The organism is Streptomyces sp. NBC_01669 (assembly GCF_026339735.1).
Classification (GTDB): domain Bacteria; phylum Actinomycetota; class Actinomycetes; order Streptomycetales; family Streptomycetaceae; genus Streptomyces; species Streptomyces yanii.
The window spans coordinates 25467-42370 of sequence record NZ_JAPEQG010000002.1 but is presented as its reverse complement, the minus strand read 5'-3'; the positions used below and the strand labels follow the sequence as shown (position 1 = coordinate 42370).

General features: G+C 68.9%; 21 protein-coding genes and 6 pseudogenes. 8 read left to right on the top strand and 19 right to left on the bottom strand.

The genetic code is table 11. The features are described from left to right. Positions 1 to 91: 91 nt before the first annotated feature. Positions 92 to 409: pseudogene (locus OG972_RS41060) on the top strand (Ku protein); the annotation flags it as partial. A gap of 102 nt (positions 410 to 511) precedes the next feature. Here OG972_RS41060 and tnpA read toward each other — a convergent pair. After that, on the bottom strand, positions 512 to 940 hold the full coding sequence (gene tnpA, locus OG972_RS41055) for an IS200/IS605 family transposase (protein WP_266991251.1): 429 nt from the start codon (positions 938 to 940) through the stop codon (positions 512 to 514). Positions 941 to 966: 26 nt separating this feature from the next. Here tnpA and OG972_RS41050 point away from each other — a divergent pair, with 26 nt between their 5' ends. Together OG972_RS41050 and OG972_RS41045 are read left to right on the top strand one after the other, a co-directional pair. Next, complete coding sequence (locus tag OG972_RS41050; protein WP_266991250.1) at positions 967 to 2247, top strand: transposase; 1281 nt, start codon at positions 967 to 969, stop codon at positions 2245 to 2247. A gap of 11 nt (positions 2248 to 2258) precedes the next feature. Continuing rightward, the gene (locus OG972_RS41045) at positions 2259 to 3044 is read left to right on the top strand and encodes a Ku protein (RefSeq protein ID WP_323135992.1); all 786 of its coding nucleotides are present in this window, start codon (positions 2259 to 2261) and stop codon (positions 3042 to 3044) included. A gap of 58 nt (positions 3045 to 3102) precedes the next feature. Here OG972_RS41045 and OG972_RS41040 read toward each other — a convergent pair whose 3' ends face one another. Together OG972_RS41040 and OG972_RS41035 are read right to left on the bottom strand one after the other, a co-directional pair. Continuing rightward, a complete protein-coding gene (locus tag OG972_RS41040; protein ID WP_266991249.1) occupies positions 3103 to 3312 on the bottom strand; it encodes a hypothetical protein in 210 nt (69 codons plus the stop codon). 476 nt (positions 3313 to 3788) lie between these two features. Beyond that, the gene (locus OG972_RS41035) at positions 3789 to 5030 is read right to left on the bottom strand and encodes a PP2C family protein-serine/threonine phosphatase (protein ID WP_266991247.1); all 1242 of its coding nucleotides are present in this window, start codon (positions 5028 to 5030) and stop codon (positions 3789 to 3791) included. Positions 5031 to 5203: 173 nt separating this feature from the next. Here OG972_RS41035 and OG972_RS41030 point away from each other — a divergent pair, with 173 nt between their 5' ends. From OG972_RS41030 to OG972_RS41020, 3 genes are all read left to right on the top strand, one after another. Beyond that, positions 5204 to 5662, top strand: a complete 459-nt coding sequence (locus tag OG972_RS41030) for a hypothetical protein (protein WP_266991245.1) — start codon at positions 5204 to 5206, stop codon at positions 5660 to 5662. Next, positions 5650 to 5793, top strand: coding sequence for a hypothetical protein (locus OG972_RS41025; protein WP_266991243.1), 144 nt, complete (start codon positions 5650 to 5652; stop codon positions 5791 to 5793). Before OG972_RS41030 ends, OG972_RS41025 begins: the two co-directional genes overlap by 13 nt. A 136-nt stretch (positions 5794 to 5929) precedes the next feature. Then, positions 5930 to 6097 (top strand): hypothetical protein, encoded by a 168-nt coding sequence (locus OG972_RS41020; protein WP_266991241.1) that lies wholly within the window; start codon positions 5930 to 5932, stop codon positions 6095 to 6097. A gap of 66 nt (positions 6098 to 6163) precedes the next feature. Here the strand turns inward: OG972_RS41020 and OG972_RS41015 are convergent, their stop codons facing one another. Continuing rightward, on the bottom strand, positions 6164 to 7918 hold the full coding sequence (locus OG972_RS41015; protein ID WP_266991240.1) for a complex I subunit 5 family protein: 1755 nt from the start codon (positions 7916 to 7918) through the stop codon (positions 6164 to 6166). A 2-nt stretch (positions 7919 to 7920) separates the two neighbouring features. Beyond that, positions 7921 to 8157 (bottom strand): annotated as a pseudogene (locus tag OG972_RS41010) (NADH-quinone oxidoreductase subunit K); the annotation flags it as partial. Positions 8158 to 8450: 293 nt separating this feature from the next. Between OG972_RS41010 and OG972_RS41005 the strand changes: the two are divergent. Both OG972_RS41005 and OG972_RS41000 read left to right on the top strand, forming a co-directional pair. Beyond that, positions 8451 to 9011: a hemerythrin domain-containing protein gene (locus tag OG972_RS41005; protein WP_266991238.1), complete on the top strand. Its 561-nt coding sequence runs from the start codon at positions 8451 to 8453 to the stop codon at positions 9009 to 9011. Positions 9012 to 9215: 204 nt separating this feature from the next. Next, positions 9216 to 9722 carry a hypothetical protein gene (locus OG972_RS41000; protein ID WP_266991237.1) on the top strand — a complete coding sequence of 169 codons (507 nt, stop codon included), beginning with the start codon at positions 9216 to 9218 and terminating at the stop codon, positions 9720 to 9722. Between the two features lie 82 nt (positions 9723 to 9804). Here OG972_RS41000 and OG972_RS40995 read toward each other — a convergent pair whose 3' ends face one another. The 14 genes and pseudogenes from OG972_RS40995 to OG972_RS40935 form a co-directional block, all read right to left on the bottom strand. Then, complete coding sequence (locus OG972_RS40995) at positions 9805 to 9990, bottom strand: hypothetical protein (protein ID WP_266991236.1); 186 nt, start codon at positions 9988 to 9990, stop codon at positions 9805 to 9807. Positions 9991 to 10127: 137 nt separating this feature from the next. Further along, positions 10128 to 10496 (bottom strand): annotated as a pseudogene (locus OG972_RS40990) (glycoside hydrolase family 15 protein); the annotation flags it as partial. Further along, positions 10496 to 11073: pseudogene (locus tag OG972_RS40985) on the bottom strand (thiamine pyrophosphate-binding protein); the annotation flags it as partial. The pseudogenes OG972_RS40990 and OG972_RS40985, both read right to left, overlap by 1 nt. 120 nt (positions 11074 to 11193) lie before the next feature. Then, positions 11194 to 11445 carry an ATP-binding protein gene (locus OG972_RS40980; RefSeq protein WP_266991234.1) on the bottom strand — a complete coding sequence of 84 codons (252 nt, stop codon included), beginning with the start codon at positions 11443 to 11445 and terminating at the stop codon, positions 11194 to 11196. A 361-nt stretch (positions 11446 to 11806) separates the two neighbouring features. After that, entirely contained in the window at positions 11807 to 12334 is a 528-nt protein-coding gene (locus OG972_RS40975; protein ID WP_266991232.1) for a DUF6328 family protein, read from the bottom strand. Positions 12335 to 12594: 260 nt separating this feature from the next. After that, positions 12595 to 12803: pseudogene (locus tag OG972_RS40970) on the bottom strand (hemerythrin domain-containing protein); the annotation flags it as partial. 234 nt (positions 12804 to 13037) lie between these two features. Next, a pseudogene (locus OG972_RS40965) lies at positions 13038 to 13576 on the bottom strand (DUF488 family protein). A gap of 385 nt (positions 13577 to 13961) precedes the next feature. Next, on the bottom strand, positions 13962 to 14237 hold the full coding sequence (locus OG972_RS40960) for a hypothetical protein (protein WP_266991230.1): 276 nt from the start codon (positions 14235 to 14237) through the stop codon (positions 13962 to 13964). Positions 14238 to 14308: 71 nt separating this feature from the next. Beyond that, positions 14309 to 14443 carry a hypothetical protein gene (locus OG972_RS40955; protein ID WP_266991228.1) on the bottom strand — a complete coding sequence of 45 codons (135 nt, stop codon included), beginning with the start codon at positions 14441 to 14443 and terminating at the stop codon, positions 14309 to 14311. A 33-nt stretch (positions 14444 to 14476) separates the two neighbouring features. Next, positions 14477 to 14683 carry a hypothetical protein gene (locus tag OG972_RS40950; RefSeq protein ID WP_266991226.1) on the bottom strand — a complete coding sequence of 69 codons (207 nt, stop codon included), beginning with the start codon at positions 14681 to 14683 and terminating at the stop codon, positions 14477 to 14479. 165 nt (positions 14684 to 14848) lie between these two features. Continuing rightward, a complete protein-coding gene (locus OG972_RS40945; RefSeq protein ID WP_266991225.1) occupies positions 14849 to 15073 on the bottom strand; it encodes a hypothetical protein in 225 nt (74 codons plus the stop codon). Positions 15074 to 15135: 62 nt separating this feature from the next. After that, positions 15136 to 15333, bottom strand: a complete 198-nt coding sequence (locus OG972_RS49700; RefSeq protein ID WP_353961659.1) for a DUF6233 domain-containing protein — start codon at positions 15331 to 15333, stop codon at positions 15136 to 15138. Positions 15334 to 16161: 828 nt separating this feature from the next. Then, the gene (locus tag OG972_RS40940; RefSeq protein WP_266991224.1) at positions 16162 to 16332 is read right to left on the bottom strand and encodes a hypothetical protein; all 171 of its coding nucleotides are present in this window, start codon (positions 16330 to 16332) and stop codon (positions 16162 to 16164) included. Positions 16333 to 16428: 96 nt separating this feature from the next. Beyond that, positions 16429 to 16785 carry a PRC-barrel domain-containing protein gene (locus OG972_RS40935; RefSeq protein WP_030927846.1) on the bottom strand — a complete coding sequence of 119 codons (357 nt, stop codon included), beginning with the start codon at positions 16783 to 16785 and terminating at the stop codon, positions 16429 to 16431. Positions 16786 to 16904: the final 119 nt, after the last annotated feature.

Here is a 16904-nt window from a genome sequence, read left to right as displayed (position 1 = left end):
CGCGCCGTGCATGCAGGAGTGCCAGCGTGGTCAGCAGGAGCAGCTGCGCCTGGTGCGCTGACGGTGACGGGCAGGATGGGAGTGGGCGGTCATGGCACGTGCGATCTGGACGGGTGTGATCACCTTCGGGCTGGTCAGCGTGCCGGTCGGCCTGTACACCGCGGTCGGGGACCACACGGTCCACTTCCACCAGCTGCAGCGCGGCAGTGCCGACCGGGCCCGCAACCGGCGGGTCAACGAACGCACCGGCAAGGAAGTACCGGCCGAGGACATCGTCAAGGGCTTCGAGGCGGCCGAAGGCGAGTACGTCGTCATCGAGCCCGACGAACTGGACGAGATCGCGCCCGGGCGCTCCCAGACCATCGACATCAGCGACTTCGTCGACCTGGGCGACATCGAGCCGGTCTACCTCTGATCTTGGCCAGTGCTCCGCCCTTCAGGGCGGGGGTGAAGGCCATCCTTGGCCCGGAGGCGCGGAGCGCGGGAGTGCTCTGCGTCTTTGGGGTGACGGTCAGACGGGACGCTGCTGGTTTTCGATGTACTGCTTGACGACGGTCAGGGGTGCCCCGCCGCATGATCCTGCGAAGTAGGAGCCGGACCAGAAGTGTCCGCCCCACAGGTACCGGCGGACGTGGCTGTCGTACTCCTGGCGGAGCCTGCGTGAGCTGACGCCCTTGAGGGAGTTGACCAGCTTGGAGAGCTGGACCTTGGGCGGGTAGTGCACGAGCAGGTGGACGTGGTCCTGTTCGCCGTTGAACTGTTTCAGCTCGGCCTCGAAGTCGGCGCAGACCTCCCGCATGATCTCCTCGGTGCGGGTCAGCATGGCGTCGGTGAACGCCTTCCGCCGGTACTTCGTGACGAAAACCAAGTGAACGTGCAGGTTGTAGACGACATGACGTCCGGTGCGCACGTCGGGATTAGGATTCCAGCGTGGTGACATAAGCCAACTGTAGTAGAGTTGCTACTATGAGTGAACATGGTGTGGAGAAGCGGCAGTTCGGGCATCGCGCCCGACTGGCGCTGTCCCCTGCATGTGAACTCAAGGCCGACGCCCAGGCGCACGCGGCCCGCACGATGTGGAATCTTCTCCACGCGTGGTGGCAGATGATGCCGAAGGAGAAGCGGACGCTCGCGAGCGCGGATGCCGCGATCCGACAGGCACGTAAGGACATCGACTTCCTGGCCGTCCTGCCCGCTCAGGCCGCGCAAGCCGTGCTGAAGACGTACTTCCAGGCGTGGAAGAACTGCTGGGAGGGCCGCGCCGACGCCCCGAACTTCAAGGGCCGGTTCCGCACGGTGATGTCCGTGGACATCCCGCAGGGCCGGGACCTGAACATCACCCGCGTGCACCGCCGCTGGGGCATGGTCAACATTCCCAAGGTGGGCCGGGTCCGCTTCCGGTGGACCAAAGACCTTCCGGTCGGCAAGCGCGCAAACGCGGAGAACCGGATCACCGGGGCACGGCTGGTCAAGGACGCGCTCGGCTGGCACATCGCCTTCCGTGTTCAGACCTTGGAGGTCAAGCCCGATCTCCACCAGGGGCCGGACGTCGGCATCGACGTGGGCGTCACCGTGCCCCTGGCCCTCTCGGACGGCGAAACGTACGAGCACGGCGAATGGCTGACCGGCAAGGAGAAGGCCAGGCTTGTGCACCTGGAGCAGCGCGCCGCGCAGCGTAAGCGGCACCGCAAGCCCGGCGAGCGCACCAGCCGCCGGCTGCACCGCACCTACGACCAGATCGCAGGACTCCGCGCGAAAGCCAAGCGCCGGGCCTTGGACTGGCAGCACCAGACGACCAGCGCCATCGCCAAGCAGTACGGCACCGTCGTGGTCGAAGCACTCACCATCACGAACATGGTCAAGTCGGCCAAGGGAACCATCGAGGAGCCGGGGAAGAACGTTGCCCAGAAGTCTGGGCTGAACCGCTCCATCAGCGACGAGGCGTGGGGCCGGACGGTCACCATGCTGACGTACAAGACCGCCCAGCTCGGCGGCACCCTGCACAAGGTCCCCGCCCCCGGCACCTCCAGGCGCTGCTCCGCGTGTGGCTTCACCACGCCCGGCAACCGGGAGAGCCAGGCCGTGTTCGTGTGCAAGAACCCGGACTGCGGATGGTCGGGCAACGCCGACCACAACGCAGCCCGGAACGTCTTGCACCTGTACCGGATGGGCCTCGCGCTCATCCCGGCTGCCGGGAGGGCAGTCGTCAGGCGCGCGAAGCGCGTCAAGCCCGCTGCCGCAAGGTAAGCAGGAATCTCCTGGCTTCAGCCGGGAGAGCACTTCAATTCGACCGCACGTACTACATCGCCCCCCGCGGCAAGGAGTACACCAAGGTCTATGAGCTGCTGCGGGCGGCGCTGGCGGAGGCGGGCAAGGCCGGCATCGCCACATTCGTGATGCGCGGCAAGCAGTACCTGACCGCGCTGCGTGCCGAGGACAAACTCCTGGTGCTGCAGACGCTCCACTGGGCCGACGAGGTCCGCGATCCCGGCCAGGAGCTGCCCGACCTGCCCTCCGGCCGTGCCGGCAAGGGCAAGGAGCGGGACATGGCGATCCAGCTGATCGACGCTCTGGACGCGCCGTGGGATCCGGCCCGGTATCACGACACCTACCAGGACAAGGTGCGGGAGCTGGTACGAGCGAAGGCCGAGGGCCAGGAGATCGCGGCGGCGGAGGAGGCGCCGCAGGCTAGCAACGTGGCCGACCTGATGACACTCCTGCAGGGCAGCCTCGACCAGGCCCGGGGCGCCAGAGACCAGGAGCCGGCCGCGCCACGGCAGAAGAAGACCGTCGCGCGCAAGGTGCGCCAGCCGGAGGCGAAGAGGAAGACCGCCGCCAGGAAGGCCCCGCCGAAGGCAGCCCGCGCGTCGGCGACAACCCGCGGCCAGGGACGGGGCAAGAGCAAGCTTCGGCAGTTGAGCAAGACGGAGCTGTACCAGCGGGCCACCGAGCAGGACATCGCGGGCCGCTCCAAGATGAGCCGGGAAGAGCTCATCGACGCGCTCGCCCGGGCCGGACACCGCCGCAACAAGAGCGCCGCTTGACCCAACGCCACAACAGTCCGGGTGGTCCGTGACTCTGACGGCGCTGGCGGCGGTTTTGTCATGCTGGTTCGTATTCATGCGCCCGGCCGCCGCACCATTCGATCCATTGCGGGTCGTCGAGGCAATGCTCGGCGTCGTAGACGCCCGCCCTCCGCAGAAGTTCGATCAGGTCGTGGTCGTTGCAGACGAGACCGACGATCTCATCATTGATCGTGACCGTCCGACCACGGGTAAGGGAGAGGCCGTGGACAACTATCGGGGCACTCATCCCTCCAGACTGGCCCACGGCGACGTCAGGCGCACCCGACCGAGCTGCGGAGGGTCCGGCCCGGGAGGAAAATTAATGGAGGTGGCGGTCCCGATGTCTCCTGGCGGCGGCCTGGACCGCCACCGATAGACGAGGCTCACAGACCTCGCCGTACCGCCGTATGGCCTACGTGAGGTTTGGGGGTGGGGAATGTGGGCTGGTTGAGTGGAGGAGTCGACCTGTCCACGGAACCCTCCCCCCGGCCGCGGCCGGACGGCGAATCCGCCCCCCACACTCGGGAGGGGGCGGACTCAAGCTGGGTTCGAACCCGATCCCGGGCACTCCGCCCCCTGTCTCTGGCCACGGCTACGGCCGGGGCAGGGGGCGGTTCGTGCGTCCGGGGTCAGTCAGCGCCGACGACGACTTCGCGGCAGGTAGGCGCGGTTTGCCCGGGTGCCGTACAACGACTCGCGCCCCGTGCCGGGCCTGAGGAAACTTCACTCGTGCAGGGCGGCGGGGTGGTTGGCGGGGTTCCCGCGCCATTCGATGAGGAAGAGGGTTGCGTCATCGCTGGTGTGCCCGCCGCGTTCCTGTTTGAGGACCTGGGAGAGCCGGAGTGCCTCGGCCCGCATTCCTCCTTCCACGTGTTCGATTCGGTTGACGCAGCGGATGAGCCGCTCCTCGCCGAATGGTTGTCCGTGTACGTCCCGTTCCTCGATCACTCCGTCGGTGTAGCACAGGATCCGGTCGCCGGGTTGGAGCTGGAGCTGGCTGATGGACGGGCGTTCACCGCCGAGGCCGACTGGCAGGGTGGTCCGGCTCTCCAGCTGGCGGACCACGTGTCTTTTGCGGATCAGCAGCGGTACGGGGTGGCCCGCATTGACCCATTGGAACAGGCCGGTGGTGATGTCCAAGTTCATCATCTGCGCGGTGACGAAGTGGTCGAGCCCGAACTGTTCGGCGATGGCCTGGTCCATGTACAGGTACGTCTCGGGCAGGCTGATGCCGGCACGTCTGGCGTGCCGGTAGGCGCCGATGGCGACGGTCGCCATTGTGGCGGCGTCCAGAGCGTGGCCCATGGCGTCGATCACGGCCGCGTGCAGGATGTAGTCGTTGAGGGCGTAGTCGAAGCTGTCGCCGGCGATGTCGTATGAAGGATCGACGGCCCCGCCCACCGCGACCTGTGGCACGGACATCGTCAGCGGGGGCAGCAGGGACCATTGCATCTCCGCGGCCACACTCATCGGTTCGCGGCGGCGGGCCTGGAAGAACCGGTCGGTGTAGGCATGCTTGGTGACCAGAATGTCGGCGACCAGACTCGCGAGACGCCGCATCAGCCGCCGATCGTCATCATCGACGCAGTCCAGGGTCAGGCCCAGCACTCCCACCTCGTCGCTGCCGTCCAGCAACGGCAGATACATCCGCACGCCGTCTGCCTGCGCGACCTCGACAGGCGTGGCCCGCAGGAACGCCGTACCAGCCGGAGAGCCAGCGATCTCCTCGGGCTCGCCGACAAGCAGCCTTCGGCCCGGCAGTGGCACCAGCAGCTCCCGCGCATAGTCCTGCAGGAGGATCGAGACCTCGCGGCCACCGATGCCGGCCACTTCGTCCGCGATCATCGGAGCGATCAACTGCGGCGGCATCTCGTGCGCCCGGTCCAGCAGCACACCCAGGAGCCGCTCACCGAACCCCTCCGACCGGTCCACCACCTTCTTGCCGGGCCGCTCACGTTCCTCCACAGCCGTCCCTATTGGCCTGACTAACCGGAATTGTTCACCTCGTGGGACTCGACTCGCGCCAAGCGTTCGCTCCCCTGATCATCGCTGCCGACGCCTGGCTCACCGGCCGTGCAGGCTCCCATGACCGGTGAATCACTCCAACGGTGCAAACGGGACCGGTCATCGGACTGAGCGTGTCCTCGGCACGCACCATGATCATCCGGTGCCCGTCGAACTTCGGCTCGTACCACCAGCCCGGCCCCTGCGGCAGCACCGCAACGGCACGGGCCAGCGCCACGCTGATCGGAAGTTCCACGCTTTCATGCTGCGACCAGGCACTGATCACAGCGCGCCGAGCGCAGTGTCCGGCCGGCACACCTCGCAGGCCCGAATTCCGTACCCGCACCCTCCTCGAGTACACCGTCGCGCTGTCCGAGCTGTACAACCAGCGCGTCCTCGAAGAGATCTGCACCGACCTGAACCTCGCCACCACACCGTGCTACCCGACCGTCGGGCGCCCCGTGATGGAACTCGCGGGCATCCCTGAGGACCTCATCGGCTGGGCCGCCACGCGCAACGAGGCCACCATGCAGCGCCTGGGCGAGCTGGTGGCCGAAGATCCGCCACCGCATGATGGCCCGTGCCTCCACTGACACCCGCCCCGCAAAGAAGACGGCGCGCCGCCGCAGCCCTGGACGTCGTCGCCACTGTCTCCGTCTTTCACCCCAAGCAGTTCCGCCATCGCCACCTGTTCGCCGTCATCGAATGGATCCCCGTCGCCTAGAACCTGCTGCGTCTGGCTGGCCTGGAGGCCACCGCCCGCGAACGCGCTGGTCCTCTCGAGCCTGACACTCCGACTGTTCGGCGCGGGCGCTCTGGCCGGGCTGTCCGCCGAGTGGCGGCTGGTGGTGGGGGACGCGATGAGCGCGGTGATGCTGCTGCTGGCGATGCTGAAGAACTCCGAGCGGCGCGCGGAGCACGCCACCCCGCGCAAGCTCGACGCGATCGTCCGCGCCACGCTGGAGCAGCAGGGCGGGCAGGCCCACGAGGACTTGAAGGCCGCCATCCGGATGAAGGAGCGCCTGTAGCGCGGAAGGGGCGGGTCAGGTCTGGGCGGCGATCGCGGCGCACAGGACCGCCACGCCGAGGGCGAGTCAGGCGAGGTAGTCGCCGAGTCGTCCGGAGTGCAGGCGGCGCAGCGCACGGATGGCGCGGGCGGATGGCTGTTGGGGGGTTTTCCGGTTGAGGGTTGCGGTGGCGAGCGCAATGGCGAGGCCCGTGGACAGCAGGCCGAGAAGGACGCCCGTGGTGGTCCAGTCGGCGGTCGGCGCTGGGGTGGCCGGCGGTGCGTCCGTTCCGGCGATGACGGCGGCGGTGTAGTAGTTGGGGTCGGTGAACACAGCCGCCCCGCGCACGAGGGCACCTGCGACGGTCGGCAGGCAGCCCGACGCGACGGCGAGGGCGAGCAGGAGGGCGGGGACGATGGTCATCACCGGGGGCAGGACGCGTTGAGGGGCGCGGATCTCGGGTTCCTCGCCTTCGCCGGTGGTCTCCTCCTCGCCGGGTCGGCTGCGGGGTGCGGGCCCGGCGCCCCAGAAGATCCGCAGGCCTGCACGGAGTACTGCGGCGCCGGTGGTGGCGGAGGCGGCGACGAATACGGCGGGCAACCAGGGCTGCCACTGTCCGGCAGCGTCCTCGCTCAGGGCTTTGCCGAGGCCGGTGCCGAACGGCGGCAGCCCGGCCAGCGCGAGAGCGCCGGCGAGGAACAGGATGCCGACGAGGCGCAGGTCGCGGGCTTTGCCGTGCAGGCCGTGTTCGTCGACGGAGCCGTAGCGGTCGAGCAGCACCCCGGTCAGCGCGAACAGTGCGGCCTTCACCAGGCCGTGCGCCGCGACGTAGACGGCCGTTCCGGCGATGCCGTCCGGGGTGAGCAGGGCGACGCCGACGAGGAACAGGCCGACGTGGCTGACGGTGGAGAACGCCAGGAGGCGCTTGAGGTGCCGCTGCTGCCAGCACATCACCGCGCCGACCACAGCGGTCAGGATGCCGAGGGCGGCGAAGGTGCTGCGGAACGCCTCGTGGGGGATGCCGCCGAGGCCGGAGAAGACGGTCCAGTAGAGGCGAGCGATGCCGTAGGCGCCGAGTTCGACCATGACGCCGGACATCAGCATGCATACCGGTGTCGGGGCGACTGCGTGGGCGTCGGGCAGCCAGAAGTGGAACGGGACGGCAGCGGCCTTCACCAGCAGGGCGGTGGCGATCAGGACGAACGCCACCACGGTCAGCATGTCGGTGTGGTGGCCGGCGAGCTGCTGGCCGAGGCGGGCGAGGTTCAGCTCACCGGTGCGGGCGTAGATCAGGCCGATGCCGAGGAGCGAGCAGTAGGCGGCGAAAGAGGTGACGATGCCGAAGGTGAGCGCCCCGTGGAGGGGGCGGGGGTCTTCGATGCGGTAGCCGGTCAGGGCGTAGGCGGCGGCCCCCATGAGTTCGAAGAAGACGAAGGCGTTGAACAGGTCGCCGGTGAGGGCGAAGCCGGCCATGCCGGCTTCGAACAGCAGGATGAGGGCGGGGAACACCCCGGCGTGCTCGCCTTGGGGTTCGTCGAAGTACCGCCAGGAGTACACGATCACGGCGAGCACCAGGGTGGCGACCAGCAGCGCGAGGCCGGCGCTGATCGGGTCGGCGGCCAGCACGATGCCGACCCGGGCGGGCCAGCCTCCCAGGTCCGCGCTCCCCACGGTGCCGCTGCGTGGCCACAGCAGCACCAGGCAGACCACCTCGGCTGCCGCTGCCGCGGTCGCCACGATGTCGCAGCCGACCCTGGGCAGGATCCGGCCGACGACGGCGAGCAGGGCGGAACCGAGCAGCGGGATGGCCACGGCCAGCGGAAGGAGGTCGGCTGCGGTCACGGTCAGCCCTTGAGGCCCGTGAGGGCCTGCGGATCGACGGTGTGGTGGCGCTTGCGTAGCTGGATGGTCAGGGCGAGCAGCAGCGCGGTGACGGTGGCGCCGACCACCACGTCGGTCAGGGCCAGGGCCTGTACCACCGGGTCGACGACCGGGCGGGTGCCGGGGGTGAGGTCGGAGTAGACGGGGGCGGTGGCGCCGCGGCGGTAGCCGACGGCGAGGAGCAACAGGTAGGTGGAGGACACTTCTCCACGGACTCCTGCTCGACAACGGACTCGGTCATCTCTGGCGTCTCCTTGATCATCAGATCCGCCGTTGATTAGACACTCCCAGCGACAGCGCCCGGGTCGCGGAAGCGGCTCACGGCAGTGGATTACGTCCGGCAGCAGGGCCCGCACAAGTCCGGGTGCCGGGCCGTGCGCGGTGGGGCCGATCGGGTGAGGCCGCAGCGGGCTGGGCGGGCGCGGTGTGCCGGGCGGGGATACCTGGGCTGGGCGGGAGAGACCCGACCCCGGATGAGAGAGGCGGATATGCGATGGGGCAAGGCGGGAACGTGATCGACGAGCTGATGACCGATCACCGCGAGGTCGAGGAGATGTTCGGCCGCATCCAGGTGATGACCGCGGGCGGCCAGCAGCTGCGGGACCAGGTGGACGAGGTCACCATCGAGCTCGTGCGGCACTCGGTCGCCGAGGAGCAGTACCTGTACCCGGCGGTTCGCGAGCACATCGACGGCGGCGACCGGCTCGCGGACAAGGAGATCGCCGACCACGGCCGGGTCGAGAAGATCCTCAAGCAGCTGGAGAGGATGGACACCGACGACCCGCAGATGAGCACGATGCTGCAGCAGCTCATGGATGAGGTCGCCGCCCACGTCCAGGACGAGGAGAACAACATCTTCCCGATGCTGCGCCGGGCCTGCACCCCGGAGCAGCTGGACGACCTCGGGGACAAGATCCGTCACGCCAAAGCCATGGCGCCCACCCGGCCGCACCCTTCCGCGCCAAGCACTCCTATGGCCAGCAAGCTCCTCGCCCCGGGTGTCGGCTTGGTCGACCGGGCCCGCGACTTCGTCACCGGCCGCGGCAAATCCTGACCCAGGCTCCCGGGGCCGGGCCGCGCAGGCGCGCGGCCCGGCCCCGCTGCCCGCACGGGCAGGGCGTGACCCAGGTCATGGGCCTTCCTGGCAGGCGCCGCCTATGCTGGTCGGCCACGAACGGGGCAGCGCCGCCCCGCGCACCAGCTCGCGCACCCGACCGGACGGAAGGGCGCCGGCACGCTCCCCAGGAAACCGATCGTTGTGCCCACCGATCTGACACCCGTCATAGCCGCCTGCACCCGATGGCTCCTTGACGCCTACCCGCCGCCTGCGGGCGCGCTCAACTACGCCCTGGCCGAGGCCCAGGCCCTCCAGGCCGCCACCCTCGCCGCCCATCTGCGCTACCCCACCGGCCTCGATGTACAGCTGCTCCACCTGTGCGGCCCGGGCGGAGCCGACCGACTGGACTGGCTCACTGGATGCGACCCGGACCGCGACGGCACCGCCTGGCGGACCTGGGTGGACGAGACCGTCGTCAGCTGGGCTGCCTGCCTGCTGGCCGACCGTGCCCTCGCCGTCCGAGCACACCGGGCCCGCGCGGCCACCGATCATCACAGTGCCGGCCTGCAGCGCCTCGTCGACCCGGGCGCCCACGACACCGAAGCCGGCGCGCTGCTGCGCCATCCCGACCTGCTGGAACCCATCGCGACGCTGCACCGCCCCCAGCTGATCGAGCTGCTCCACGTCGAGGCCGCTGGGACACCGTGACAAGCGTGCAAGCGGCCGGACGCATCGTTCCGCCCCCGAACGGGGCGGAAGGCAGTCGCGCTGGCGATGACCGCGCCGCCGGTCACGGGGCCTGAGTGTCTGCCGCCGGCGGCTCCGGCTGCTCGCTGTCCTCCTCGGGCTCGTCGTCCTCGGCCTTGGCCCGCACGTCCTGCGGGGTCGGGGCCACGATGTTGCGTTCCTCCGCGGACCGCTCCCGCCTCTCTTCGTCGGGCTGGGCGTCGTCCTCGGTGCTTCCGACGGTGCTCATGGCACGTCCTCTCGCAGGTTGCACGGTCAGCGCGCTCGGCCCGGAACATGCCATGGCCGTACCCGACCAGCGGGCCCGCATCGAGTGTGACCTTGCACGACGGGGTCTACATCACGACGGCGCCGACTGTGCCGTGCTCACCGGCGGGGTGCGAGCGTGGCGGCGGCCTCGAGCATGAGGGCGTGGACGAAGGCCTGGGGCAGGTTGCCGCACAGCTGGCGCTGGGCGACGTCGAACTCCTCCGCGTACAGGCCGGGCGGGCCGCAGGCGGCGCGATTGCGCTCGAACCAGCGCATCGCCTCGACGTCGTGATGCTGCTGGTGTTCGGCCAGGGCCAGGGCGAATCCGCACAGCAGGAAGGCGCCCTCGGCATCCTCAAGGGGCCGTTGGTCGAGGCGGAACCGGTAGACGTAGTGGTCCTGGACGAGGTCGGTGCGCACGGCTCGCAGGGTGGCGGTGGTGCGAGGGTCGTCGGCGGGCAGCGCGCCGCGCACGGCGGGCATGAGTCGGCGGGGACGGGGGCGTAGTGGGGCAGGCCGAGGCTGGAGGGGACCTGCTTGAAGGCGTGGGCGGGGGGCTCGTAGTCGAGTTCCTGCACGTCGGCGGGCACGATCAGCGCGGTGACCGTGCGCCGCGTGGTGGCGATGCGCATCGCGCGGTCCAGTACGTTGGGGAGCTGGGCGGGGACGGTGACCATCTCGCAGAACTCCGAGGCCACGTCCTTGTACAGACTCAGGAGGTCCACCTCCTGCTGGTAGGAGCCACCCATCGCGCTGCGGTCGGTCTGCCCGACGATCGCGACCACCGGGACGTGGTCGAGCTTGGCGTCGTACAGCCCGTTCAGCAGGTGGATCGCACCCGGACCTGAGGTCGCTGCACACACCCCGGTGCGGCCGGAGAACTTCGCATACCCGACAGCCTCGAAGGCGGCCATCTCCTCATGCCGCGCCTGGATGAACCGCGGCCGGTCCTCGGCGCGGCCCCAGGCGGCGAGCAGCCCGTTGATGCCGTCCCCGGGTAGGCGAAAACGTACTCCACCTCCCAGTCGCGCAGCCGCTCGAGCACATAGTCGGAAACCTTCATCACCCAACTCCTCCACAGCGCGGTTGTGGCACCTCGGGATCCTGCTGGGCCCGAGGGCACGACTACTAACCGCTCGCGCCGGCGTGAAACCCGCCCGGCCGCGAGCTGGGTGGTGCCACGTCAGGGCTTCCCGGATCCTGGGCAGTATTGCCGCAGTGGGCATTCGGCCCAGACAGACTTGCCGAACAGCTGCACGTCGGGGGCCCATCTGGTGGAAAGCCGCTCAACGACAAGCAGGCCGTGTCCGCGCACGGTGGCGGCGCCGTCGGTGACCCCGACCCGCACACGGTCTGCGCCCAGGTCCAGACCGATCTCGCGAGGGCCTGCCGTGTGCAGGTGGGCGTTGGCGACCAGCTCGCTGACCACCAGCACGACGTCCTCCCACACAGCCGCGCCGCGACTTGACCTGGCGGGTCAGGCGGGCGGTGCGACGCTGGTTTCGCTCGAGCAGCCCGGGCATTTGCTCGCGGAAGGTGTGACGGCAGCCGCGCGCGTGGGGCACACCAGACGGCGCACGTGCATAAGGGCCGTCCCGTAATCCCTGGTGGGTCGGCGCGCGGCGTCGGATACGGTGCATCGCAAGGCGAAGGGACGTCCGCATACTGGATGTATTCGGACGTTCCGACAACGCGGCGAGGTGCCGTAGCTGTCGTCGTGCGCCCGCCAGGAATTACGGGACGGCCCTTAGGCCAGAGAGTGCAAGTGCGGATTCCTATGGGAAGCGAGGGCACCGTCACTGGGCGCGTTCCAGGCGCCGCTTGAGAACTGCTGGCAAGGTAAGCCAGCAGCACGCGAACCACATCAGTACAACCACCGCGATGATCCACGCGAAGCCTGTTCCCAGCGCGACCCGGAGCAGAAGGAGCACGGCGCAGATGATGGCAGCTGACAGCAGGACAAGTCCTGTGGCGATCAAGCGCCCTGTTACTCGGACCAGTTGGGGCTTGCTCCGGTGACCGGCAAGTGTGCGGTGGAAGGAGACCGGTGCGACCAGCGCCCCGGTCGCCAGCGCGCCGAGAACGACCGTTACCACGTAGAGATTCCTGTCGAACGAACTCAGCTGCTCGAAACGGGGAGTGAAGACGACACTGAGCAGGAAGCCGAACAAGATCTGCGCCCCGGTCTGCGCTACGCGCACCTCCTGCAGCATCTCGGCCCACTGACGGTCGGCTCGCGCCTCGGTAGTCTCGTGACGGCCGAAGCCGTGCTCCCTGTCACCCTCTGGCCGAGCGCCGTCATGCGATCGTGCGTCGTCCGTCATCGTCACACCTCCGAAATAGCCCCCTGAGTCAAAGCGCGAAGCCGAAAGTCGGGGACGCCTCCCTCCCCCACGAATACCCCGTCACGGGACCGGCGAGCCGAGTTCCAGGGGCGACGGGGTCGCACGTAGTGCCTGCCGCAGGGATCTGGTCCCCTACTCAAGGCGAGCGCGAGCGGAAGGCTTACTTGCTGCGGCCGGTGAGCTGGGCGCGTTGGGGTGGGGTGGGGGAGGAGGTCCTTTGGTGTCGCTACGGTGTTCATCTTCTCCGGTTGCTTGAGGATCTTCTCGACCCGGTTGTGGTCCTCGATCTCCTTGTCCGCCAGCCGGTCGCCGTCCTGGATGTGTTCGCGCACCGCCGGGTACAGGTACTGCTCCTCGGCCACCGAGTGCCGCACCAGCTCGATGGTGACCTCACCAGGTCCCGAAACTGTTGGCCGCTGCCCGGCATCGCCTGGATCCGGCCAAACACCTCCTACACCTCGCGGTGATCGGTCATCAGTTTGCCGATGACGTTTCCGCCGTGCCCCATGCTGTCCACTTGCGGGCCGGGCCGGGTGCCACGGCCAAAGGAGAAGCGTTCCCCGCGCCCGGTGCCCGCCTCGCCTCGTCGCCACGCGCCCACCCGAACGGACCACACCGGTGGCTCGCTTGATCGGCCCTGGGTCCGCCGGGCGGGTATCCGGCGGCGGACGGAAGCGGCTTGTCAGCCGGCGGGCGGGCGGTCGTAGACGATCAGGCCGTCCTCGCGTAGCCGGGCGCCGGGTGTCGGCGTGTGCGGATGGAGCCGGCCGTCGGGCATCAGGTGCAGGACGGGCACCTTCCGGCCGTCTGCGTGTAGTCGGCGATGATTCTGCGGTGGCAGCGCCACCACATCGCCTCCGCGCACATGACCGCGGTGCGCCGATCCCCGGCCTCCCGAAGGAGCTCGTCCATCGCCGCGAGGAACCGCGGATCGCGGGCGTATCCGGCGTAGTTGCGGAAGGAGGGGTTGCGCCAGACGACATCGGGCGAGTCGGGCAGGGGTTTGCGGAAGCCTCCCAGGCGTGTCTCCCACCGGTAGGAGACGCCGGCCCCGGGCAGCCACCGCTGAATCCGCGCCCGGTTGGTGTCCGGGTTATGGCGGCTGCCCGGGGAGCTCCGCACGTCCACGACCGCAGCCACGTCGGCACCCCGCAGGAGCCGGCACAGCTCCTCGCGGCCGGCGGTGCCGTGGCCGAAGGTGATCAGCTCGAGCGCGGCCATTGCGGCCTCTTCTCACCTGGGTGAATCCGGCGCCAGCGGGTGAGCGCGACTTCGCCATTGTCCGCCTTGAGCGGCAGCGGCGCGCGGGGCCGCGGGGCAGGGTGGTGGGTGTGGACGACGTGGCGTTCGGCACGCTCCTCGCCGATCCCCTCGAACAAGCCCACCGGGGGCTCGGCGCCCGGCGACCTGGCCGCCCTTGCGGCACGCGCGATGGGCCTGGACGGTGCAGGCGTCTACCTTGCCGACGTTCAGCGGACCCACCTGGTCTCGCTGGCGATCGCGCGGACCGTTGGTGCTCAGGAACCCGTGCGCATCCCGCACGCGACGTGGAGCAACGCGATCACCCAGCTTGACGCCGGCGCGTTCGTCGGCGTCCTCGTCCCGCTCACCGAGGGCGAGGCCCGCGCGACTGCCGCACGGCCGTGGACTCGGACACGTTGTTGCCGCCGGCCATGTCGGCGAGGCGCTGGTCGTGCCGCAGCGCGGCCAGGACGATCACCGCGATCCTCCCGGGCGGCAGGATCAGCCACCTGGACCGTATCGCCTTCAGGTGGCGTCGCAGCAGATCGGCGAGGTGGTTGACGGTGCTCGTGGACAGCGGCAGACGGCACTGGTAGACAAGCGGGCAGGTGTCCTCGGCGGGTTCTTGGGTTTTCGTCACACGGGTCCAACGGCTACCGGGGCACTCCGGTTACGCCTGCGGCGCCCCGCCCCGGGCGGCGGCGTGCCTGGTCAGAGACGGGTGGTGAACCGGCCTTCGGGCAGTTTTCGCAGCCAGCCTCGGTCGGCCAGTCTGACCAGCTTCCCGCGCAGCGGTTCCAGCTTGGCCCGCACGCTGACGTCCCGCTGCACCAGGTGCGGACGCATCTGGACCGAGCAGAGCGCCGCCGCGTAGCGCCGTCAGCAGAGACACCCGACGTCAATCACTTCGATCACGTTGCCCCGGGCCATGTACTCGACCCAGCACTGATTGCCGAACGCTGCCGCTTTCGCCCCTGGCGGCGGGAACGGAGCCTCGGCCGCGGCGCTAATGAGCATGACGATCTCCTTGCGCGCGTCGACGGGGACGTCCAGCAGCACGTCGGCGGCGCGTTTGATCAATTCCACTCGCATTGCGCACCCCGTGGCAGGAGCAGCGTTGCACGGCACAGCCCCCAGCCCTGATGGGCCTGCCTAACCAGGGTCTCTCGGCTCGTCCGGGCATGTACAGGGGCACAGCGAAGCCCCCGCGCACGCTCGTGCGGGGGCTCACGTATACCCAACCGCACAACCTCAGCCGCGCGCCTCCGGAGCCCAGTAGGACGGTCCCCCGCCGCGCCATTCGAGCAGCTCCGGGTCGTCGATCTTCGTATCAGCCTCGGGCAGGCCTGCGAGGCGTAGGAACTCCACCACGTCGAGCAGGTGGTACGCCGTGCCGACGTACTCATCGCGGATCGTCACCCGCCGTCCGCCGTCCGGCTGCGGCGGGTGAACGATCACGGGCGCTTGTCCGGACATGCTCCCAGTGTGCTCCGGCCATCCGAATATGGATCGAGCCCCGCACTCGCTCGTGCGGAGGCTCAGTCAAGGATCCCTAGCTCGGCGTCCGGTCGGCAGAACACGCACGCCTCCAATTGCGCGTCCGTGAGCGCCATCCGAGCATCCTGCGCCGAGACGGGATGCGTGTTGTTGCTGGTCATCGTGCAGTCGTCGATGTAGACGCCAGGGCAGCGGGCTGCTGGCGCTGACGTCGTATGGGGTCGCGTACGGCGTCCCACCGGGCGCCCTGAGCCTCTGAGCGCTCGGCTGCAGGGCCCCCTGGGAGCGGCTCGGCAGGGCCCGAGGATCACCCCGAGCAATCACCGACTGCCACGTAATCTCGCCCATCCGTTCGGGGGGGCGAGACAGCGTCTCCCTCCTCCCTGACTTCTTCGTCCCGAACGAACCTTGCTGGGCGCTTGATCTCGTCCTGGTATGTCTCTCGCCTGCTCCGAGGGTCCGCAGACGTCCGCGGTTGTCCGCTGCTGTGCGTCGGCGTTGTCACGCAGTTAGGCACTCACGTCCGTCGCGAGGGCTTGGATCGTATGCCTCAATCGTGGCTCAGTCCGACATGGGCTGGTTCGGCTGGCACGACCCGTACGGCGCCCCGAATCCGGGGCGCACGCTTTCCAACTGTCCGCATGGCCGTACGGGGGTGTCCGTGGGGGTTCACCGGGCAAGTCAGACACGGCGCGCGTACAGCGGCGGACGGTGGCGTCCGTCAGCGCACTGGACAAAGACCAGGACAATGAGGGGTTCACTGACCAGCAGCTCTCACCACTGGCAGAAGACAACGGAAGCGTCGTCGCCGGATTTGTAGCGTGGCCACCGCCGCCCTGCGGTGTCCATGGCCTCGATCTTCCGGACGGCGTATTTCAAGAGCGTCACGCAGGCAGACTCCGTATCGGGTCTGGCTGGACACCTGGGTCTATCTGCGTAGATACATGTCGATGGCGCGGCAGTCTGCCGCGCCATCCTTGTTCTTGGTGGTCGTTAGTGGCCGTAATTGGTCGCCCTCGTACGGCCCGGAGGCGGCCCGGCACACGGTCCGCGGCAGTTTTAGCCCATCACCGGACGAAGTGGTGACGAGAGCGCCGGGACCAGCGCATACCGAACAGGACCAGGTCTGCCACGAAGACCACGATGCCGATGATCAGGAGGTAGGTCAGCCCCTCCGCCACCGTGCCGATGATTCCCAGGACGATGGCCACGAGGATCAGGAACAGGAAAAGCGCCATGGTGAGCACATCCTCAGGCCTGTGCTGCGGGCGATGAGCCCCCCCGCAGTGACCAGCGATTTGGTCAGGCTTCGACACTCTGGCGATGGAGGCTGGTCAGCGGCGCGCGAGGCGGCGCCCGCGCCCAGCGCCAGGCTTGTAAGGCCTGTCGTAGTGTTTGAAGACCTCTTCTTCCCGCTCGACCGGCAGGACGTCATCCATGCCCATGGACGGCGCCTTCCTCACCAGCCCTCTCGCGTGCGCCACCTTCACGTACCCGGGGCCCAGAGTTGCCTCGTCGAGGGGCACGAAGACGAGTCGGTGCCGGGTCGGCAGTCCGGTACGGACGGTGGCCACGGTCGGCGCGTCGGTGGTGGTGTCAACGTAGACCGCTTCCAGGGCTCCGATCTTGCGTCCCTTGGGGTCGATCACGTCCCGGTTGCGCCACTCGCGGATATCGGCTGAATGGATCATGCCTTGCTCCTTGCGGCCCGCGCCTCCCGCAGGCACTGCACCCGATAGGCTACGCGAGATCTACCACCTGCTCATTTTTTACTCTGACCGCTGGGTCAGAGTGGCACTGACTGCTGGAC